The following is an 18,098-nucleotide window of genomic DNA, read 5'->3' on the forward strand; positions in this document are numbered from 1 at the left end:
ACCATGAATATAATCGGTTTAATCAAAACAAAAACAGACAAAGCAAGATGTCACCTATGCATACAATGCACGGCAATCCGGTAAATGAGCCTGATTGCGGCGGTTCGTGCATAATTTGTGACCAATTTATGTGCTTTTGGTGACGCCAGATGGTTGAAGGTTGGGCAGCCGTGCGGCTCGGCCGTGTGCGGCGGCGGGCAGGGGTGAAAGCCCGAACGATGAACCTGATCGGTCGATGGCAATCCGGCTATGTAGCTTGCGGGTCGTGCTATATATAATGTCAATGTAGCCGCATAAATGTCGTGCGATTTTGCCGGCAGTGTTCCGTGCGGATGCGCAAGGCTGGGCGGGTTGGCTGAGGCGGGAGACGTAAGCGCGGGCCAGCCGTTTTCGGTTGAGGATCGCCTCTGTCTTGGCTGCCATAGCATCATCCCCTGTTGTTGGTGGCAAACAGCCAAAGAGGCGCGGTCTCCTTCACTATCGGAGCGGGGCCAAGAAAAGTCCGGGCGAAACCAAAGGCAGGGGAACGGCGTGCTTGACCCTTTCTGAACATTGTGACATACCGCCGCCCAACGTGCGGGTATGGCGGAATTGGTAGACGCATTGGTTTTAGGTACCAACGCTTCGGCGTGGGAGTTCGAGTCTCTCTACCCGCACCACAAGCAAAGCATGGCTGTGCCACGCTTGCGCCAGAGTGCACCTTCAATGGTGCAGGGGGCTTAGGGGCTATTTGCCCCTGGTTGCTCTTCGTCTCCGGTGCGGGCGTATTTCGTCCGGGCAGGCGCTTTGTGTGAAGAAATAATGGAAGCCACGGCCGGGCAGCGATGTTTCCGGCGCAGTGCTCGAAAGTAAACCAACGGCTGTCTGAGCACCGCCGCCATGATGTGAAGGTTTGAAAAATGCAGGTTATCGAAACGCTCGCTGAAGGGCTGAAGCGCGAACTCAAGATCGTTATCCCGGCTGCCGACATGAAGGCCCGTCTGGACGAGCGCCTGGTTGACGCCAAGGACAAGGTTCGCATCAACGGTTTCCGTCCCGGCAAAGTGCCGATGGGCCACCTGAAGAAGATGTACGGCAAGTCCATCATGGCCGACCTCGTCAACGAGCTGGTTCGTGAAAAGCCGACCGAAATCCTCTCCAGCCGCGGCGAGAAGTCTGCAACGCAGCCGGCGATCTCCATGACCGAAGACGAGCAGGAAGCTGAAAAGATCCTGTCGGCCGAATCGGATTTCGAATTCACCGTTGCTTACGAAATCATTCCGGCCATCGAACTGAAGGCCAATGACGGCATCAAGGTTACCCGCGAAGTTGTTGAAGTCTCCGAAGACGAAATCAACGAGCAGATCCTCAAGATCGCCGAAAGCGCCCGCACCTTTGAAGCCAAGAAGGGCAAGGCCGCCGATGGCGACCGCGTCACCATGAACTACCTCGGCAAGGTTGATGGCGTTGCCTTCGACGGCGGCGCTGCCGAAGATGCCGAACTGGTTCTCGGTTCCGGCCGCTTCATTCCCGGCTTCGAAGACCAGCTGGTCGGCGTCAAGGCTGGCGATGAAAAGACCATCACCGTGACCTTCCCGGCCGACTACCCGGCTGCGAACCTGGCCGGCAAGGACGCCACCTTCGACGTTACCGTCAAGGAAGTTGCTGCCGCTGCCGCCGTTGAAATCAACGACGAACTGGCTGAAAAGCTCGGTCTCGAATCGGCTGAAAAGCTGAAGGAAATCGTCAAGGGTCAGATCGAAAGCCAGTACGGCAACATCACCCGCCAGAAGGTCAAGCGTCAGATCCTCGACCAGCTGGACGAGATGTACAAGTTCGACACGCCGGCTGGCCTCGTCGATGCCGAGTTCGACAATATCTGGCGCCAGATCAACACCGATCTCGCCCAGTCCGGCAAGACCTTTGCTGACGAAGACACGACCGAAGAAGAAGCCCGCGAAGAATATCGCAAGCTTGCTGAACGCCGCGTCCGTCTCGGCCTCGTTCTCTCTGAAATCGGCGAAAAGGCCGGCGTCGAAGTGACCGAAGACGAAATGCAGCGCGCGCTGTTCCAGCAGCTGCAGCAGTTCCCCGGCCAGCAGAAGGAAATCCTCGATTTCTTCCGCAACACGCCCGGCGCTTCCGCTTCGCTGCGCGCTCCGATCTTCGAAGAGAAGGTCATCGACAAGCTGCTCACCGAAATCTCGGTAACGGACAAGACCGTTTCCAAGGAAGAGCTTCTGGCTGACGACGGCGAAGAAGAAACGGAAACCAAGAAGAAGGCTCCGGCCAAGAAAAAGGCTGCTGCCAAGGCTGACGACGCCGCTGAAGCCGAAGAAGCCGCTCCGAAGAAGAAGGCTCCGGCCAAGAAGAAGGCCACTGAGGCCGACGCTGAATAATCTTCTTCGATCGAAGCTGATTGAATGGAAGGGCCGTGGCGAAAGCTGCGGCCTTTTTCTGTTTGGAAGTGCAATCTGCTATTAGGTTGCGCGCGGTGCCAGCGGCGTAAATCAACGCCACTGGCCAATGTTGACCGTTAGAACTTGCTCCTGCCATCGCTTCTCGGATCGTTGTTCACGTGATGAGATTTATAAAGGTCGCCACGAGCTTTTCGACGCCAGGGTCGCGCAGGATTTTCCTGATCGATGATGATGTCCGTTACCGAAATAGCCGGTAAACCATTCATCGGGCACTGTGCCGCCCATTGACCATCTGGTGTGGCTATACCCGAAGGAGCGGCGTGGCTTTGAGGGGCAAGTGTTGAATAGCTCGCCCAATAGGCGTTGCTTGATGCATGCCCCAATATTTCCGTGGCAGATGCCAACGCATTGGAAGGGCCATCGCCCGCCGTCGAAAACAGCATGCAATCGACGTTCAGCTTTTCATATTCCATGAATATTTCCGGATAGTGCACTTCCATGCCAAGTGCGCAGCCGAAGCGGACGCCATCGACTTCAAACGTCACTGGGACACTTCCCGGCGAGTACATGAACGAGATTTTGGTGTTCGATAGCAGACGCTCGTCGTAGCGCGTTACAAGCTTCCCACGATCGGAGACGACATACAGGCTGTTATATGGCCGGTGCGGCGGCGTCAGTTGGTGGACGGCACCAAAAACCACCCAAAGTTTCAGCTTCTGCGCCAGTTTTCTGGTCGCTTCCAGTTCTTGGCGCAGAGTTTCCCATTCGAAGCGCGTCCAGTCTGAAGGGCCGATTTCCCCCGGACCGATCGCTGACATGATCCGTTTACCTGGCCAGCATGTTGCGCCTTCAGGAAAATGGATGAGGCGAGCGCCGGCTTTATGGGCATCAATCATGAGGCGGCGCATTTCCTGTCCGCCTGTCTTCAATGCGGAAACGTCACGAGGATCGTTAAACAGCGATGTTTGCGCGACAGCCATTCGGATTGAGCTGCTTACATGGGCATCCGGCATTTTTCGAATATGCTGAAGAGCAGCTGTATAAGATTCGCCGGTTTTGGCTGCGCGAGCTCTTACACGACGTTTCAGATTGCTATTTTGCGTCATTGTCAGGCCTTTCACATCCCGGACGCAGTTCCCCAGCAACCCGTCCGAAACGATCGGACCAAGATAGTGGCCTGAGACAACAGTCCCTTTGCCTCCGTTGAAGACCATGCTGGGGAAGGTCGGGGAGGTTAGGCGCAGGCTACGCCGTGACAAATATCGATGGGAAAACGCCGATTCGTCAAGCGGCTGTGGTACCGGTCGGGTGAAGCTTCGCGATCACAATGCAGTGCAGCATGATTTTTTGCTGCATCTGCTCTTGTTCATCTCCCGTTCATCTGGCACCCTGCGCAGCATGATTTGCCTCGATCGCCTCCGGTGGTCGTCCGAGCATCATGTGCCGCCAGTGTGCGGCCATCATCGCTGCCAAACCATTGGCCTTAAGCTTTTACCGTGCCTGCCGGGTTCTTCCGGCACGCCCTTAATTTGCCAGGGGACAAAATATGTCGCCACGAATGGGCTCTGCCCTTTTGCTGTTCACCGTGCTCGCAACCGCCGCCCATGCCGATGATGCCGGGTTGATCTGGAAGCCGGTGAAAAATTCCGATCGGTCCTACACGGCACGCATCGGTGCGAAGCTGCCGGTCGATACGCCGATCCGGGCGGGGTTGGAGATGGGCATGAATGCCTCTAAGACCGGGCAGGTGGTGGATACGCCGGTGCGGGTGTGGGGCAATGTCACCTTGCTTGCCGAACAGTTGCCCGGCGTTTCACTTGCCCGGGATGTCGGCGTCCTCTTCAACGCGCTGACGGGGTCAAGCAGCGTTTCCATGACCTCGCAGCAGAAGCGCATCGTCACGCCGGAACTGGATATCGAGGCCAACCGCAATTTCACCGTTCGTTATGACGGCACGGCGCAGCAATGGAACGGGCTGGATGTGTCGCAATCGCTGCGCCTCTCCCGGTCGGAAACCGGCACCGCCTTTGTGCTGACGGGGGCGAGCCGCAACAGCTTCAACGAGTTCAGCAGCGGCGTGGCGGTGGAGCAGAAGATTGGCGATAATCTGACGGTGCGGGGCACGCTGGATCAGGGCTATGCCGATCATTTTCGGCCGGGGTTTAGTGCGCGGTATAGTATTCGGTGGTGAGAGTGTACGCCACCGGTCCCGTCGCGTGAATATCCTCAAAGTGATAACAAGCGCTTCCGCACGCGACTTCATCCTTGGGCTTGTCCCAGTGCTGTCCGGTTTGAATTTCCGTGCAGGCTGCATTCCCCTTTAAGTCGGTGGTGAAGGGTGGTCATTCACTCAACGTCGTCCTCGGCCCTGTGCCGAGGATCTAACCACGTCGAATAAAATCAATACGTTGGCAGATCCTCGGGACAGGCCCGAGGATAACGTCGAAGTGCCTGTCAGCGCCGCTCAATCCTTCTTCATCTCACCCATGCGGTTCCACGCATCCAGACCTGCGATCTTGTAGGCCTCAGCCAGCGTCGGATAGTTGAACGTATTCTCGACGAAATATTCCACCGTGCCTTTGAGGTTCAGCACCGCCTGGCCGATATGCACCAGTTCGGTTGCGCCTTCGCCGACGATGTGGACGCCGAGCAGGCGGCGGGTTTTCAGCGAGAAGATCATTTTCAACAAGCCGCTGTCGAGACCCATGATGTGACCGCGCGAGGTCTCGCGGAAATGGGCGATGCCGCATTCATAGGGAATGTTGCGTTCGATGACTTCTTCTTCCGTCAGGCCGCAGGTGGAGATTTCCGGCACGGCATAGATGCCATAGGGGAAGAATTGCGGCGGTTCGCCGGCCGGTGCGCCGACGGCATGGCGGGCGGCGATGCGGCCCTGTTCCATGGAGGTGGAGGCAAGGCTCGGGAAGCCGATGATGTCGCCGGCGGCGTAGATATTCGGCACCGAGGTCTGGAAGGTTTCGGGATCGACTTTGAGGCGCCCGCGGCTGTCTGCCTCCAGCCCGCAGGCCGACAGGTTGAGCGTATCGGTGGCGCCGACACGGCCGGCGGCAAACAGCACTGTCTCGGTTTTGAGGACGCGGCCATTGCCGAGCGAAACGAGGCATTTGCCGCTCTCGTCGCGCTCCACCTTTTCCGCCTTCTGGCCGAAGATCAGCTTCATGTTGCGGTCGCGCAGCTGATAGGTGAAATCCTCGACGATTTCCTTGTCGATGAATTCCAGCATGGTCTCGCGCGGTTCCACCACCGTCACCTGCGTGTCGAGCGCGCTGAAAATCGTCGCATATTCAATCCCGATGACGCCGGCGCCGACCACGACCATGGAGCGCGGCAGTTCCTTGATTTCGAGAATCTCATCCGAATCGAGCACCGCCTGGCCATCGAAGGGGATATGCGGCGGCCGGTAGGGGCGGGTGCCTATGGTCAGCAGGATGGAAGTGCCGGTGACATTCATGATCTCGCCGTCGTTTTTCACCACTTTCATGGTGTTGGCGTCGACGAAGCTTGCTGTGCCGCGAATGTGCTGCACGCGGTTGCGGGCAAACTGGTGCTCCAGCACCTCGACCTCGTGGTCCAGCGTGATCAGCAGGCGGCGGCGCAGGTCGTCGGCGTCGATTTCCTGCTTCACCCGGTAGGAGCGGCCATAAAACCCGCGCTCGCGCCAACCGGTCAGGTTGAGCGCGGTTTCGCGCAGGGTTTTGGAAGGAATGGTGCCGGTGTGCACGGAAACGCCGCCGACGCGGCTGCCTTTCTCGATGACCAGAACCTTCTTTTCGAGCTTGGCGGCCTGAATGGCGGCCCGTCTTCCCGCCGGACCGCTGCCGACAACAATCAGATCGAACTGGTGCATGAAAAACCCCGGAATAGAATGCATTGCGATAACCGGATGTCACATCCGGCGTGGCGTCGTCGCGAAATGGTTGTGATGCCATTTTGACGAGGGGGAGTGATTCCCCCGTCAGCCTTACCCCGCCAAGAGTGCAATGCAACAAACGCCTGCGTCAATCTGTAGCGTAATAATCTGACGGATTCGTAACTGTGGGGAATTTTAAGCGGAACCAAGGTGGTTGGGGCTTACCCCCCTCTGCCCTGCCGGGCATCTCCCCCACAAGGAGGGAGATCGGCAAGACGCTCTCTCACCATTTATACTCTTCGTCGAGATGGGCGAAACCTCGCCGCAGATCGATCTCCCCCCTTGTGGGGGAGATGCCCGGCAGGGCGGAGGGGGTGAGCCCCACGCTCTTCTGCCCGCTGTCAATGGAAATGCTCCAAAAACCCAACAGCTTCATCCCGCACGGCGCTGCCGAGCGGGGATGGACGGACATGGGCGATTGCCCGGCTGCGCTTTCATTGAGGTTGGTGTTGGTCGGATGCGTTGCGCAACCGGGCCTCTCGCCAGTCTGCCGTATTTCGCAAAGGGCCGTGCACCGCCTCCCTGCGAAATGGTCCTGTCGTCACGAACGCGCCACCGTCCCCATCAGAACCGTCCCTCGGTTTCAACCACGTCTGGCATCCACCCGGCAGGACTGGATACAAGATAGCAGCGTGCGGCAGGACGGGGAAAAGCGGGGATGAATTTGCCTGACGTCAGTCGCCCTTGCGGGTGACGTGGTGGTGGAGCGCGGCGAGGTCCTGTCTGAGCGCCGCCAGTTCGGCCAGCACCTTCACGTCGATCTTTTCATGCAGCGACAGCACTTCCAGTTCCGACTTCAGGTTCACCTCGTAATCCTTGGCGGCCTCGAAACGGTCGCGGGCGGCCTGGCGGTTCTGTGACATCATGATGATCGGCGCCTGAATGGCGGCCAGCATGGAGAGCAGCAGGTTGAGGAAGATGAAGGGGTAGGGATCAAAGGCGCCTGTCGTCAGCACAATGGTGTTGATGATGGCCCAGACCACCAGGAAAAAGCAGAAACTGAGGATGAAACCCCAGGAGCCGCCGATCTTGGCGATGTTGTCGGCGAACCTGTCGCCAAGGCTGGCGCCGGCGGAAAATTCCGCATTGGTGTCGCGCGAGATCAGTTTTTTCTGGTGCGACAGTTCCAGAATGCGTCGCTCCACGTCGCCGATCTCGCGGGAGGAGCGTTTGAAATGCGAAGTGATGTAGTCGGAGATGTCTGACACGGTGTGTCTCCGGTTGCTGATGAGGTGCTTGCGCTCTGTGCGAGATAAACCCGCATGGCGGCGGAATTCAAACGATTTCCACCGCCATGCGGTTCAGCCGTTCCCGCTAAAAACCATCAGACGGCCGGCGTGCCCTGGTGTAGCCAGTTGAAGCCGGGGAAGAAGCGCTCGCGGCCATATTGCTCGCCGAACATCATGTCGAATTGCAGCAGGCGATAATCGCGCACCACGTCGGGAATGGAATTCGGGGCGATCGACCAGTCGGGCAGGGCCTTGCCGTCTGTCTTCACCAGCATATGCCGGTCGATGACGGAAAAGGCCTGCTGAACCTCGCCCAGCGTGCCGGTATAGAAGGGATCGGAGAAACCGGCGGTCTTCAGCACGTGGTAGGGCAAAAGCGCCGGGCTGATGGTGCCGATATTCTTGCGCACTCCCTTCTTGGAGGACCAGACGACGAGCGGCGTTTCATGCTCCTTTTTCATCACCTCCAGCGGTGCGCGGCGGCTGGCCACCATGCCCGGCATATAGCCGCTTTCCACATAGGTCTGGCCGAGCGGCGGCAGGTGATCGCCGAAGAGAACGATGATGGTTTCGCGGTCGCGTTTCTTGGCCCAGCGCATCAGTTTCAAAAGCGCATCGTCAGCCTCGGCCACGCCCTGCGAATAGGTAGCCAGCGCCTGCGATGCGGAAGGCGAAAGATCGCCCTCGACGCCGATGGTATCGGCAGCGTAACGGCCCGCCTCGTAGGGGCCGTGTCCCTGCAGGGTGACGGCGAAGAGGAACAGCGGGTTGCGCGCGCCGTCGGCCGCCGCCATGATTTCGTCCATCAATGCATCATCGGAGGCGAAGTTGCCGCGCTTTTCCATGGGCGGCAAAGTTTCTTCCGAGCGGAATTCCTCGAAGCCGAAATTTTTGTAGACCTCCTTGCGGTTCCAGAACCATTCCTGAAACGGGTGCATGGCGATGGCGGAATAACCTTCGCCGCGGAAGAAGCTGGCGAGCGAAGGCACCGGGCGGCGGATATATTGCTGGTACGGAATGCTGCCATAGGGGAGGAAGGCGTTGGAAAAGCCGGTCAGCGCCTCGAATTCCACATTCGCCGTCATGCCGCCGAACTCGGGTGAAAAGACGTTGCCGGATTGTTTGGCGCGGATGATCGGCATCGGATCGGCCGAGAGCTTCACGTTTTCAAGGCGGGTCGGATCCCACAGCGATTCGCTCATCAGCATGATGACATCAGGGTAATCGCCCTTGTTGGCGGCGAAGGCGGCTGGCTCAGAGGTTAGATCGGCGATGCTGTTTTCACTATATCCCTGCGGTGCCGAGACATTGGCCATGGGAATGTTGAAGGCGAAGGCCATCAGGAAGCCGTTATGGCGGTAGTTTTCCTGCTGATCCCACATCATGGGTATGATGTTGAGGCGATCACGCGCCCATGAATAATGCGAATAGTCCATCAGCGAGGCAAGGCCGGCAAGAAGCGGCAGCGCCAGTGTGAGCCCCGCAGCGCGTTCACGCCAGCTCAATGACGGGGAATGGCGGCGCGCCAGCAGCCAGAGCGTCACGAGAGCCGTAATGGCTGCGCAGATGCCGAGGCCGACCAGCACTGCCGTCAGCGGTTGCGCCTTCAGCATGGTTGGCAGAAGCTCGAAAATCTGGCGGCCGAACAGCAGGTCCGAGGGATAAAGCGGATCGGAGAGATAGGTCTGTTTCTGCGCCGAAATCAGGCCCGTGAGTGCGCAGAGCGGCGCAACGGCGATGAGGGACAGGTAACGCCGGCCAAGGATCGCATCCAGCGCTACGAGCACGGTGAGCACAGCGGCGACGGTGGTTATGCCCGGACGGGCCGACGAGGTGAGGAAAGCACCGACATCATGGAGCGAACCGCGGGCGATCCACTCCAGCGCAACGACCAGCACGATGGATGCGAACGTCAGATTGGCAAGCGTATAGGCCGTGCCAGAAAGCTTCGAAAGGCTCCTTGTCCATGCAGGCGAAAAGACGAAACCAGCCTTTTCGGAAGCCGTTGTTTTTGGCGCCGAATCTCTCAAACTCATACTCCGGTATTTCAGGCAGCCGCCCAATCCGGGGAGGTGAATCGGGCGTCGCAAAAGTGTCATGTAACTGTCACATAAGCGCGATGAACGCGACATGAACTTTGGCGAAACTGGCGGGGAGCGCGATAACCTTAGCGTGAGCGTTATTCCGTTAGGTAAGGGCAGGGTGCTGCCGCATGCAATTGCCGCGTTGCGGAGCGGACACGGGCGCGGTATTGAAATGGCATGAGCGACAGACACGATATCCAGAACCATCTCCGGATTGCCGTCGGGCAGTTCAATCCGATCGTTGGCGACGTGGCGGGCAATCTCGCCAGGGCGCGTGAGGCAAGGGCCGATGCGGCAACGCAGGGCGCCGATCTCCTGCTTTTGACCGAGCTGTTCATTTCAGGCTATCCGCCTGAGGATCTGGTGCTGAAGCCGGCTTTCCTGAAGGCCTGCCTGAAGGCGGTGGAAGAACTGGCAGCCGAAACCGCCGATGGCGGGCCGGGCGTCGTCATCGGCTTTCCGCGCCAGGGCGAGACGGGTCGGCACAATTCGGTGGCGCTGCTGGATGGCGGCAAGATCGTTGCGCTGCGCGACAAGATCGACCTGCCGAATTACGGCGAGTTCGACGAGAAGCGTGTTTTCGCCGAGGGTTCGATTTCCGGTCCGTATAATTTCCGCGGGGTCCGGATCGGCATTCCGATCTGCGAGGAAATCTGGAACGAGATGGGCGTGTGCGAGACGCTGGCCGAAAGCGGGGCGGAAATCCTGCTGGTGCCGAACGGTTCGCCCTATTATCGCGGCAAGCTGGATGTGCGCCATCAGGTGGCGCTGAAACAGGTGATCGAGAGCGGTCTGCCGCTGGTTTTCGCCAACCAGCTGGGTGGGCAGGACGAGCTGGTATTCGATGGCGCAAGTTTCGGCTTCAATTCCGACAAGACGCTTGCCTTCCAGATGAGCCAGTTCGAGGCCACACTTGCCGTCACCGACTGGAAACGCACGGCGGAAGGCTGGCATTGCGAAAGCGGACCATTCTCGAAAATACCAGAGGGTGAGGAGGCGGATTACCGTGCCTGCATGCTGGGCTTTCGCGACTACGTGAACAAGAACGGTTTCAAGAGCGTGGTTCTCGGCCTTTCCGGCGGCATCGATTCGGCGATCTGCGCGGCCCTTGCCGTCGATGCGCTGGGCGAGGAGCGGGTGCGCTGCATCATGCTGCCTTATCGCTACACATCGGAAGAATCGCTGAAGGACGCCGCTGACTGCGCCAAGGCGCTCGGCTGCCGTTACGATATCGTGCCGATTGTTGAGCCGGTGGAAGGTTTCCTCTCGGCACTGTCAGATCTCTTCGAAGGTACGGAAGAGGGCATTACCGAGGAAAACCTGCAGAGCCGCACACGCGGCACCATTTTGATGGCCGTGTCCAACAAGTTCGGCTCGATGGTGGTGACAACAGGCAACAAGTCGGAAATGTCGGTGGGTTATGCCACCCTCTACGGCGACATGAATGGCGGTTTCAACCCTATCAAGGACCTCTACAAGATGCAGGTCTATGCCATTTCCGCCTGGCGCAACACCCATGTGCCGCCGGGTGCGCTTGGCCCTTCCGGCGAGGTCATTCCCGCCAATATCATCGCCAAAGCGCCATCCGCCGAATTGCGCCCCAACCAGACCGACCAGGATTCGCTGCCGCCCTATCCGGTGCTGGATGATATTCTGGAGTGCCTTGTCGAGAAGGAAATGTCGGTCGAGGAAATTCTGGCGCGAGGTCATGACGCGGCAACGGTGCACCGGGTTGAGCATCTGCTCTATCTCGCCGAATACAAACGCCGGCAATCGGCTCCGGGTGTGAAGATCACCAAGAAGAATTTTGGGCGTGACCGGCGTTATCCGATCACCAACCGGTTCCGGGATCGGTGATGGATGAAGCGGGTAGGGGCTGCGCTCTCAGGTGAGGCGGCGATCCCTTCCCTTGCGAGGCTGATTGTTTCGCCCGGCGCTGCGGCTGGTTTCTTCTCCCCGCCGGGGAGAAGGTGGCCCGAAGGGTCGGATGAGGGGGCACCGTTGCCGAATATCTCGACCCTCGCCCCCTCAACCCGCTGCCGCGACCTTCTCCCCGGCGGGGAGAAGAAACAAGCGGCACGCGCTCGATCCACGATGAGGTTTTGTGTCTTTTATAGGGGAACGGCGCGGAGAAACCCCGCGCCACTCTTCACTCACCTCAAATAACCTGCCCCACATCGATGCGGTTGCCATCAGGGTCTTCAAAGACAAAGGCCCGCAGGCCATAATCCTTGTCCTGCAGGGCCTTGATGATGCGCAACCCATGGTTCTTGCAAACCGCATGCAGCGCATCGACATCGCTTACCATCATATGCGCCACATTGAAGGGCGCTGCCTTATAGGTGGGCTGCAATGTCAGGTGCAGCTCGGCATTCCCCTGTTTGAGGATCATGAAGCCGACGGGATTGCCGTTTTCGAAGGTTTTTGTGAAGCCCAGCACGCCGACATAAAAATCATGGGCCTTTTCGATATTCCTGACAGGAAGCATTGCGGCGATCCGGCCGAAGCGGATGCCGTGATCGGCGATGGTATTCATCGCGGAACCTCGGATCTGGGAGAAACGGGGAGGGTTACGGGCGGTGCCGGAACGCTGGCGTTTTTTCCGATTTGAATTTGCAGGACGGTGCCTGCGGCCATAGGATCATAATCACCATGGTGGCGAAAGCAAACGGAATGTCTGCGTCCGCCAAAGGTCCGATCCAGACTATCGACAGCCCGGGAGGCAGCATGCGCAGTTCGATCGAAATCTTTAATATACGCACCCGGCAGATGCGGGTGGTGTGGCAGACGCCGGAACTGTTCGAAGCGCCGAACTGGTCGCCGGATGGCAAATATCTGTTGCTGAACAGCGAAGGGTTGCTCTACCGCCTGTCCCCATCCGGTGATGCTTCGCCGGAGAAGGTCGATACCGGTTTTGCCACGCAGTGCAATAACGACCACGGCATTTCGCCGGATGGATCGCTTTATGCCATTTCCGACAAGGTCGAGTTCGACAAGAGTGCGATCTATCTTCTGCCATCGGCGGGCGGTGCGCCAAAGCTGATGACGAAAAACCTTCCCTCCTACTGGCACGGCTGGTCGCCGGAAGGCAAAGGTTTCGCCTATTGCGGTATTCGCGATCAGGTCTTCGACATCTATTCCATGGATATTGACAGCGGTGCCGAAACACGCCTGACGCATGGCGAAGGCCGCAATGACGGGCCGGATTATTCGCCGGATGGTGCGTGGATCTATTTCAATTCCAGCCGTACCGGGCAGATGCAGATCTGGCGGGTGCGGGTGGATGGCTCCACTGTGGAGCGCATCACCGACAGTTCCTATGGCGACTGGTTCCCGCATCCGTCTCCTGGGGGTGACAAGGTGGTGTTCGTTTCTTACGACGCGGATGTCTTCGACCATCCGCGCGATCTCGATGTGCGGGTGCGGCTGATGGATATGGATGGCGGCAATGTCGAAACGCTGTTCGAGCTTTTCGGCGGGCAGGGCACGATGAATTCTCCCAACTGGTCACCTGACGGGGACGAGTTCGCTTATGTGCGTTATTTCCCCGTAGCCTGATGCAATCGGGAAGCCTGTTACCGTCATCCCGGCTCGCGGCCGGCATGACGCAGGGGGAGGGACGCTACGGGCAGATTGCCGCACAGGCTTGCAAGACCCTTGCATTCGCAAGCATTCTTGCCCATAGCTTCCTCAGTCAGGTGCCCGCCCTTGCGGCGGGAGAATCGGGAATCCGGTGAGAAACCGGAACGTGCCCAGCGCTGTGAGGCGGATGCCCTTTTCATAAGCCACTGAAGTTATTCGGGAAGGCGAAAAGGGCGGATGAAGCCGAGTCAGAAGACCGGCCTGGCAGGATAGACCGAACCGCGCGGACGGCGGCAGGTTGCTGAAGATGCGCGTCGTGCATGCGGGAGCCGGTATGGTTTTGGCACCGGCGCGCCCGCATTGTTGGGGTTAAACGATGCCGACCGATCCGTCCGCTGGTAATTCATTGCAAGCCGATCCATTCGATCATGCGCTTTCGCCCGCCCGCCCGTTTTCGGGTGCGGAGCGCGAGGCGATTTACCGCGCCATTGAGACGCGCCGCGATGTGCGCGACCAGTTCCTGCCTGATCCGCTGCCGGACGCGCTGGTGGAGCGCCTCTTGAAGGCGGCGCATTCCGCGCCCTCGGTGGGCTTCATGCAGCCGTGGAATTTCACGCTCGTCACTGATGGTGCTGTCCGTCAGGCGGCCTTTGTGGCCTTCAGCCGCGCCAATGAAGAAGCGGCGGCGATGTTTGCGGGCGAGCAACAGGCGCTTTATCGCAGTCTCAAGCTTGAGGGCATCCGCAAGGCGCCGCTCAGCATCTGCGTCACCTGCGATCCCACACGCGGTGGTAAAGTGGTGCTGGGCCGCACCCACAATCCGCGCACGGATGTCTATTCCACCGTTTGTGCCATCCAGAACCTCTGGCTTGCCGCCCGCGCCGAAGGCATCGGCGTCGGCTGGGTCAGCATCTTTCATGACAGCGACATTCGCACCATTCTTGATATCCCCGACCATATCGAAATCGTCGCCTGGCTATGCCTCGGCCGCGTCGATGCGCTTTACACGGAACCGGAACTGGCGGTGAAGGGCTGGCGGCAGCGCGTGCCGCTGGAGGAACTGGTGTTTCGCAACCGCTGGGGTGGGCGGTAAGATGAGATGCGCATAGCGTCGCCTCTCGTTTCTTCTCCCCGACGGGGAGAAGGTGGCCCGAAGGGTCGGATGAGGGGGCTAGCTCTCCGGATATCTCTACGCTTGCCCCCTCATCCCGCTGCCGCGGACTTCTCCCCGGCGGGGAGAAGAAACAAGTGGCATCCGCTTGCTCTATTACGGGCAAATAACAGGGGTCATTGCTGCGGCTGGATGCCCTTCAGCGCCGGGTTTTTCAGGTCGATGCGGCCTGTCTGGTCCGGCAGGAATTTCGGGCCGATGACGCGCACTTTTGCGTCGTTCGGATCGTAGTCGCGTTCGGGAACCGGTTGCTCCGGCGGCTTTGCGGCCTGTTGCTGTTCTGTGGGTTTCTGAGGCTTGTCACCCTGTGGTGATGGAATGGTGGTGATGCCGGAATAGGGCTTTTCGGGCTGCGGCCGGGCGGCCTCTTCCTGTTTTTGCATGTCTTCGTGATAGGCGGCCATGTTGCAGGCGCAGCCGGGCGCTTTCGTAGACGCGTTGCGATAGGCGAAGGCGGTCGGCAGGTCCCTGTATGGTTTGCCGGTTTCGGCCGAGACCATGTCGGAGGTCTCCTGATCCGTCATGGAGTGGAAATAGAGTTCCGTCTGCGTGCCCGGGCACATTTTCTGGCACTGCTCGGCCTGGGCGCGGAAATCAAGCGGCGAGGCATTGGAGGCGATCGGGAAAAATGAGCCGTCGCAGGTACGCACGCAAAGGGTGCGAAGTCCGCCCTCGGCGGCGGCATTGGGGTAAGGCGACAGGCCTGCCTGTCCCGGCTGATTATCCTGCTGGCGGAACGCATCGGGGTAACGGGTCACATCGGGCACTTGCGGCGATTGCGTGTCTGTTTCCGGCATTGCGCTGCAACCATTGGCGTCGAGTGCGGCGAGAATGCGCTGGCGCCTGATGCCGCCATCATCGCTGCGCTGAGCCGCCATCGCATCGTCCCGGTCACGAATGATGGCGTCACGTTCGGCCTCGGCATCCGCCAGTGCATCACCGATCTCGGCGCAGAGGCCGGCATTGGGGCTGCCGTAGACAATGACGCTGCCCGACGAACAGCCATAGCTGCGCAGATCGTTCCTGATTTTGCGCACGACGATGTTCTGGCGGGCGAGCGCGTTGGCGTAACGCCGCACCTCTGCCGTGTTGCCGATGATACGGGGTGGCTCGCGCAATTGCGCATAAAGCGTATCGCAGACCTGATCCGCGACAGCGGCGGCCGGGGCGAGGAAAACAAGGGGAAGCAGGAGGCCGATGATGCGGCTGCGCCGGGTCAATTGTGCGATCCGTTCGATGTCCCCGGCCGATGGCAGGGGTGTTATACTTCACGAAATCCGTGTTTCAGGAAGATAACATAAGCTGTCGCCGCAATGCGGCAACAGCTTGTTCAAAATTGCGTTAATGCGCCCTCACACCGAAGGATGCGACGCCTGCACCACGGCAAAGGCCGCCATGTTGACGACGCCACGCGAGGTGACGCTGGGCGACAGGATGTGGGCGGGCAGCGCCGTGCCGAGCAGGATCGGGCCGACATGCAGGCCTTCCGTCAGGGTGCGGGTGACGCCGAGCGTGATATTGGCGGCATCGAGGTTCGGGAAAACCAGAAGGTTCGCCTCGCCGGTCAAAACGCTGTTCGGCATGGCGCGCTTGCGCAGCGTTTCCGACAGTGCGGACCCGCCCTGCATTTCGCCGTCCACTTCCAGTTCGGGTGCGGCCTGCTGGATGATCTTCAGCGCGCGGCGCATCTTGCGAGCGCTTTCCGAGTCACGCGAGCCGAAATTGGAGTGGCTGGCAAGCGCGATCTTCGGCGTGATGCCGAAGCGACGAATTTCCCTGGCCGCGAGAATGGCCATTTCCGCCACTTCCTCCGACGTCGGATCGTTGTTCACAAACGTATCGGTGAGGAACAGCGCGCCCTGCTGGGTGATGAGCAGGCTGAGGCCCGCAAAGGAGCGCACGTTCTCCTGCTTGCCGATGATCTGGTTCACGTCGCGCAGATGCCTGTCGTAACGGCCTTCCAGACCGCAGATCAGCGCATCCGCTTCGCCGCGCTTGACTGACAACGCGCCGATGACCGTGGAGTTGGTGCGAACGATGGTGCGGGCTGCTTCCGGGTTGATGCCGGCGCGGCCGACCAGCGCAAAATAGTCATCGACATAATCGCGGTAACGCGGATCGTCTTCCGGATTGACCACGGCGAAATCCGTATTCGGACGGATGCGCAGGCCGAAACGCTTCAGGCGCGTTTCGATGATCTGCGGACGGCCGATGAGGATCGGGATGCCGGTGCCTTCTTCCAGCAGAACCTGGGCGGCGCGCAGCACGCGTTCATCTTCGCCTTCGGCAAAGATGATGCGCTTCTTTTCGGCGGCTTTCGCGGCGTTGAAGACCGGCTTCATGATGAAGCCGGAGCGCCAGACGAAGCGGTTCAACTGGTCGAAATAGGCTTCGAAATCGGTGATTGGCCGGGCGGCGACACCGCTTGCGGCGGCGGCGCGGGCAACGGCGGGTGCGATGCGCAGGATGAGGCGCGGATCGAACGGCGAGGGGATGAGGTAGTTCGGCCCGAAGATCGGCGTTTCGCCGCTATAGGCCCTTGCGGCCACTTCGGAAACTTCCTCACGGGCAAGCTCGGCGATGGCCTGCACGGCGGCCATCTTCATTTCTTCGTTGATGGTCGTTGCGCCGCAATCCAGCGCGCCGCGGAAGATATAGGGGAAACACAGCACGTTGTTGACCTGGTTCGGGAAATCCGAACGGCCGGTGCAGATCATCGCATCCGGGCGGGCGGCACGGGCGGCCTCCGGCATGATTTCCGGATTGGGGTTGGCAAGCGCCAGGATCAGCGGGTTTTCCGCCATGCGCTCCAGAAGTTCCGGCTTCAGCACGCCTGCGGCCGAAAGACCGAGGAAGACATCCGCACCGTCGATCGAGTCGGCCAGAACGCGCTTGTCGGTTTTCTGGGCGTAGACTTCCTTCCACTCGTCCATCAGCGTGTTACGGCCGTCATAGACGAGACCCTCGATATCGTGGACCCAGATGTTTTCCTTGTTGGCGCCCATGGCGACCAGCAGGTTGAGGCAGGCAAGGGCAGCAGCCCCGGCGCCGGAAGCGACGATCTTGACGCTCGACAGAGACTTTCCAGCCAGTTCCAGCGCATTGGTGACGGCGGCGGCGACGATGATTGCGGTGCCGTGCTGGTCGTCGTGGAAGACCGGGATGTTCATTTTTTCGCGCAGCTGGCGTTCCACCTCGAAACATTCCGGCGCCTTGATATCTTCAAGGTTGATGCCGCCGAAGGTGGGTTCAAGTGCCGCGATGGTCGAGACCATGTCATTGATGCCGGGCGCGTCGATCTCGATGTCGAAGACGTCGATGCCGGCGAATTTCTTGAAAAGGACGGCCTTGCCTTCCATGACGGGTTTGGAAGCGAGCGGGCCGATATTGCCAAGGCCCAGCACCGCCGTGCCGTTGGAGATGACGGCGACGAGATTGGCGCGGGCGGTGTATTCCGCTGCCATCTCAGGATTTTCATGGATGGCGAGGCAGGGGGCGGCAACACCCGGCGAATAGGCGAGCGCCAGATCGCGCTGGTTGCCGAGCGGCTTGGTTGCCTGGATCTCCAGCTTGCCGGGGCGCGGATAGCGGTGGAAAAAGAGCGCCTGTTCCTCGATGTCGGCCTTTGCCGTGTTGGCGGGCGTGTTGTTCTTATCGTGAGAGGTCATGTCTTCCACCGTCATATTTAATTTCGTCTGGTGG

The 18,098-nt window shown here is 59.7% G+C and carries 12 protein-coding genes, 1 tRNA gene and 1 riboswitch; of the genes, 6 read left to right on the forward strand and 7 right to left on the reverse strand.

Annotated features, from left to right (window positions below; translation table 11 throughout):
* The first annotated feature begins 576 nt into the window (after window positions 1–576).
* Both FCH38_RS00215 and tig read left to right on the forward strand, forming a co-directional pair.
* Window positions 577–659: transfer RNA gene (locus FCH38_RS00215), tRNA-Leu, on the forward strand.
* A 240-nt stretch (window positions 660–899) separates the two neighbouring features.
* Complete coding sequence (tig, locus tag FCH38_RS00220) at window positions 900–2,378, forward strand: trigger factor (RefSeq protein ID WP_174372504.1); 1,479 nt, start codon at window positions 900–902, stop codon at window positions 2,376–2,378.
* A 137-nt stretch (window positions 2,379–2,515) separates the two neighbouring features.
* Here tig and FCH38_RS00225 read toward each other — a convergent pair whose 3' ends face one another.
* Complete coding sequence (locus tag FCH38_RS00225) at window positions 2,516–3,505, reverse strand: carbon-nitrogen hydrolase family protein (RefSeq protein ID WP_236776527.1); 990 nt, start codon at window positions 3,503–3,505, stop codon at window positions 2,516–2,518.
* Window positions 3,506–3,945: 440 nt separating this feature from the next.
* Here FCH38_RS00225 and FCH38_RS00230 point away from each other — a divergent pair, with 440 nt between their 5' ends.
* Window positions 3,946–4,590 carry a hypothetical protein gene (locus FCH38_RS00230; protein WP_149897499.1) on the forward strand — a complete coding sequence of 215 codons (645 nt, stop codon included), beginning with the start codon at window positions 3,946–3,948 and terminating at the stop codon, window positions 4,588–4,590.
* Window positions 4,591–4,863: 273 nt separating this feature from the next.
* Here the strand turns inward: FCH38_RS00230 and sthA are convergent, their stop codons facing one another.
* From sthA to FCH38_RS00245, 3 genes are all read right to left on the reverse strand, one after another.
* On the reverse strand, window positions 4,864–6,267 hold the full coding sequence (sthA, locus tag FCH38_RS00235; RefSeq protein ID WP_149897500.1) for a Si-specific NAD(P)(+) transhydrogenase: 1,404 nt from the start codon (window positions 6,265–6,267) through the stop codon (window positions 4,864–4,866).
* A gap of 737 nt (window positions 6,268–7,004) precedes the next feature.
* On the reverse strand, window positions 7,005–7,538 hold the full coding sequence (locus FCH38_RS00240; protein WP_174372506.1) for a DUF1003 domain-containing protein: 534 nt from the start codon (window positions 7,536–7,538) through the stop codon (window positions 7,005–7,007).
* A gap of 116 nt (window positions 7,539–7,654) precedes the next feature.
* Window positions 7,655–9,595, reverse strand: coding sequence for an LTA synthase family protein (locus FCH38_RS00245; RefSeq protein WP_174372507.1), 1,941 nt, complete (start codon window positions 9,593–9,595; stop codon window positions 7,655–7,657).
* A gap of 225 nt (window positions 9,596–9,820) precedes the next feature.
* Between FCH38_RS00245 and FCH38_RS00250 the strand changes: the two genes are divergently transcribed.
* Entirely contained in the window at window positions 9,821–11,500 is a 1,680-nt protein-coding gene (locus FCH38_RS00250) for an NAD+ synthase (RefSeq protein WP_174372508.1), read from the forward strand.
* Between the two features lie 301 nt (window positions 11,501–11,801).
* On the opposite strand, the gene FCH38_RS00255 is transcribed toward FCH38_RS00250, so the two are convergent.
* Window positions 11,802–12,179, reverse strand: a complete 378-nt coding sequence (locus FCH38_RS00255) for a glyoxalase superfamily protein (RefSeq protein ID WP_174372509.1) — start codon at window positions 12,177–12,179, stop codon at window positions 11,802–11,804.
* Between the two features lie 191 nt (window positions 12,180–12,370).
* On the opposite strand from FCH38_RS00255, the gene FCH38_RS00260 reads away from it, so the two are divergent.
* Entirely contained in the window at window positions 12,371–13,201 is an 831-nt protein-coding gene (locus tag FCH38_RS00260) for a TolB family protein (protein ID WP_174372510.1), read from the forward strand.
* 121 nt (window positions 13,202–13,322) lie between these two features.
* Window positions 13,323–13,504, forward strand: a riboswitch (cobalamin riboswitch).
* A gap of 97 nt (window positions 13,505–13,601) precedes the next feature.
* On the forward strand, window positions 13,602–14,318 hold the full coding sequence (bluB, locus tag FCH38_RS00265; RefSeq protein ID WP_174372511.1) for a 5,6-dimethylbenzimidazole synthase: 717 nt from the start codon (window positions 13,602–13,604) through the stop codon (window positions 14,316–14,318).
* A gap of 194 nt (window positions 14,319–14,512) precedes the next feature.
* Here the strand turns inward: bluB and FCH38_RS00270 are convergent, their stop codons facing one another.
* Window positions 14,513–15,616: a DUF2865 domain-containing protein gene (locus FCH38_RS00270; protein WP_174372512.1), complete on the reverse strand. Its 1,104-nt coding sequence runs from the start codon at window positions 15,614–15,616 to the stop codon at window positions 14,513–14,515.
* A gap of 132 nt (window positions 15,617–15,748) precedes the next feature.
* Entirely contained in the window at window positions 15,749–18,064 is a 2,316-nt protein-coding gene (locus FCH38_RS00275) for an NADP-dependent malic enzyme (protein WP_153513825.1), read from the reverse strand.
* Window positions 18,065–18,098: the final 34 nt, after the last annotated feature.

It is taken from the genome of Agrobacterium tumefaciens, assembly GCF_013337285.1.
In the GTDB taxonomy this organism is placed as follows: Bacteria; Pseudomonadota; Alphaproteobacteria; order Rhizobiales; family Rhizobiaceae; genus Agrobacterium; species Agrobacterium burrii.

Excerpts from the sequence above, each read along its gene's own strand:
- tig (WP_174372504.1), top strand. The coding sequence starts at position 900 with ATGCAGGTTATCGAAACGCTCGCTGAAGGGCTGAAGCGCGAACTCAAG.
- FCH38_RS00225 (WP_236776527.1), bottom strand. The coding sequence starts at position 3,505 with ATGACGCAAAATAGCAATCTGAAACGTCGTGTAAGAGCTCGCGCAGCC.
- FCH38_RS00230 (WP_149897499.1), top strand. The coding sequence starts at position 3,946 with ATGTCGCCACGAATGGGCTCTGCCCTTTTGCTGTTCACCGTGCTCGCA.
- sthA (WP_149897500.1), bottom strand. The coding sequence starts at position 6,267 with ATGCACCAGTTCGATCTGATTGTTGTCGGCAGCGGTCCGGCGGGAAGA.
- FCH38_RS00245 (WP_174372507.1), bottom strand. The coding sequence starts at position 9,595 with ATGAGTTTGAGAGATTCGGCGCCAAAAACAACGGCTTCCGAAAAGGCT.
- FCH38_RS00250 (WP_174372508.1), top strand. The coding sequence starts at position 9,821 with ATGAGCGACAGACACGATATCCAGAACCATCTCCGGATTGCCGTCGGG.
- FCH38_RS00255 (WP_174372509.1), bottom strand. The coding sequence starts at position 12,179 with ATGAATACCATCGCCGATCACGGCATCCGCTTCGGCCGGATCGCCGCA.
- FCH38_RS00260 (WP_174372510.1), top strand. The coding sequence starts at position 12,371 with ATGCGCAGTTCGATCGAAATCTTTAATATACGCACCCGGCAGATGCGG.
- bluB (WP_174372511.1), top strand. The coding sequence starts at position 13,602 with ATGCCGACCGATCCGTCCGCTGGTAATTCATTGCAAGCCGATCCATTC.
- FCH38_RS00275 (WP_153513825.1), bottom strand. The coding sequence starts at position 18,064 with ATGACCTCTCACGATAAGAACAACACGCCCGCCAACACGGCAAAGGCC.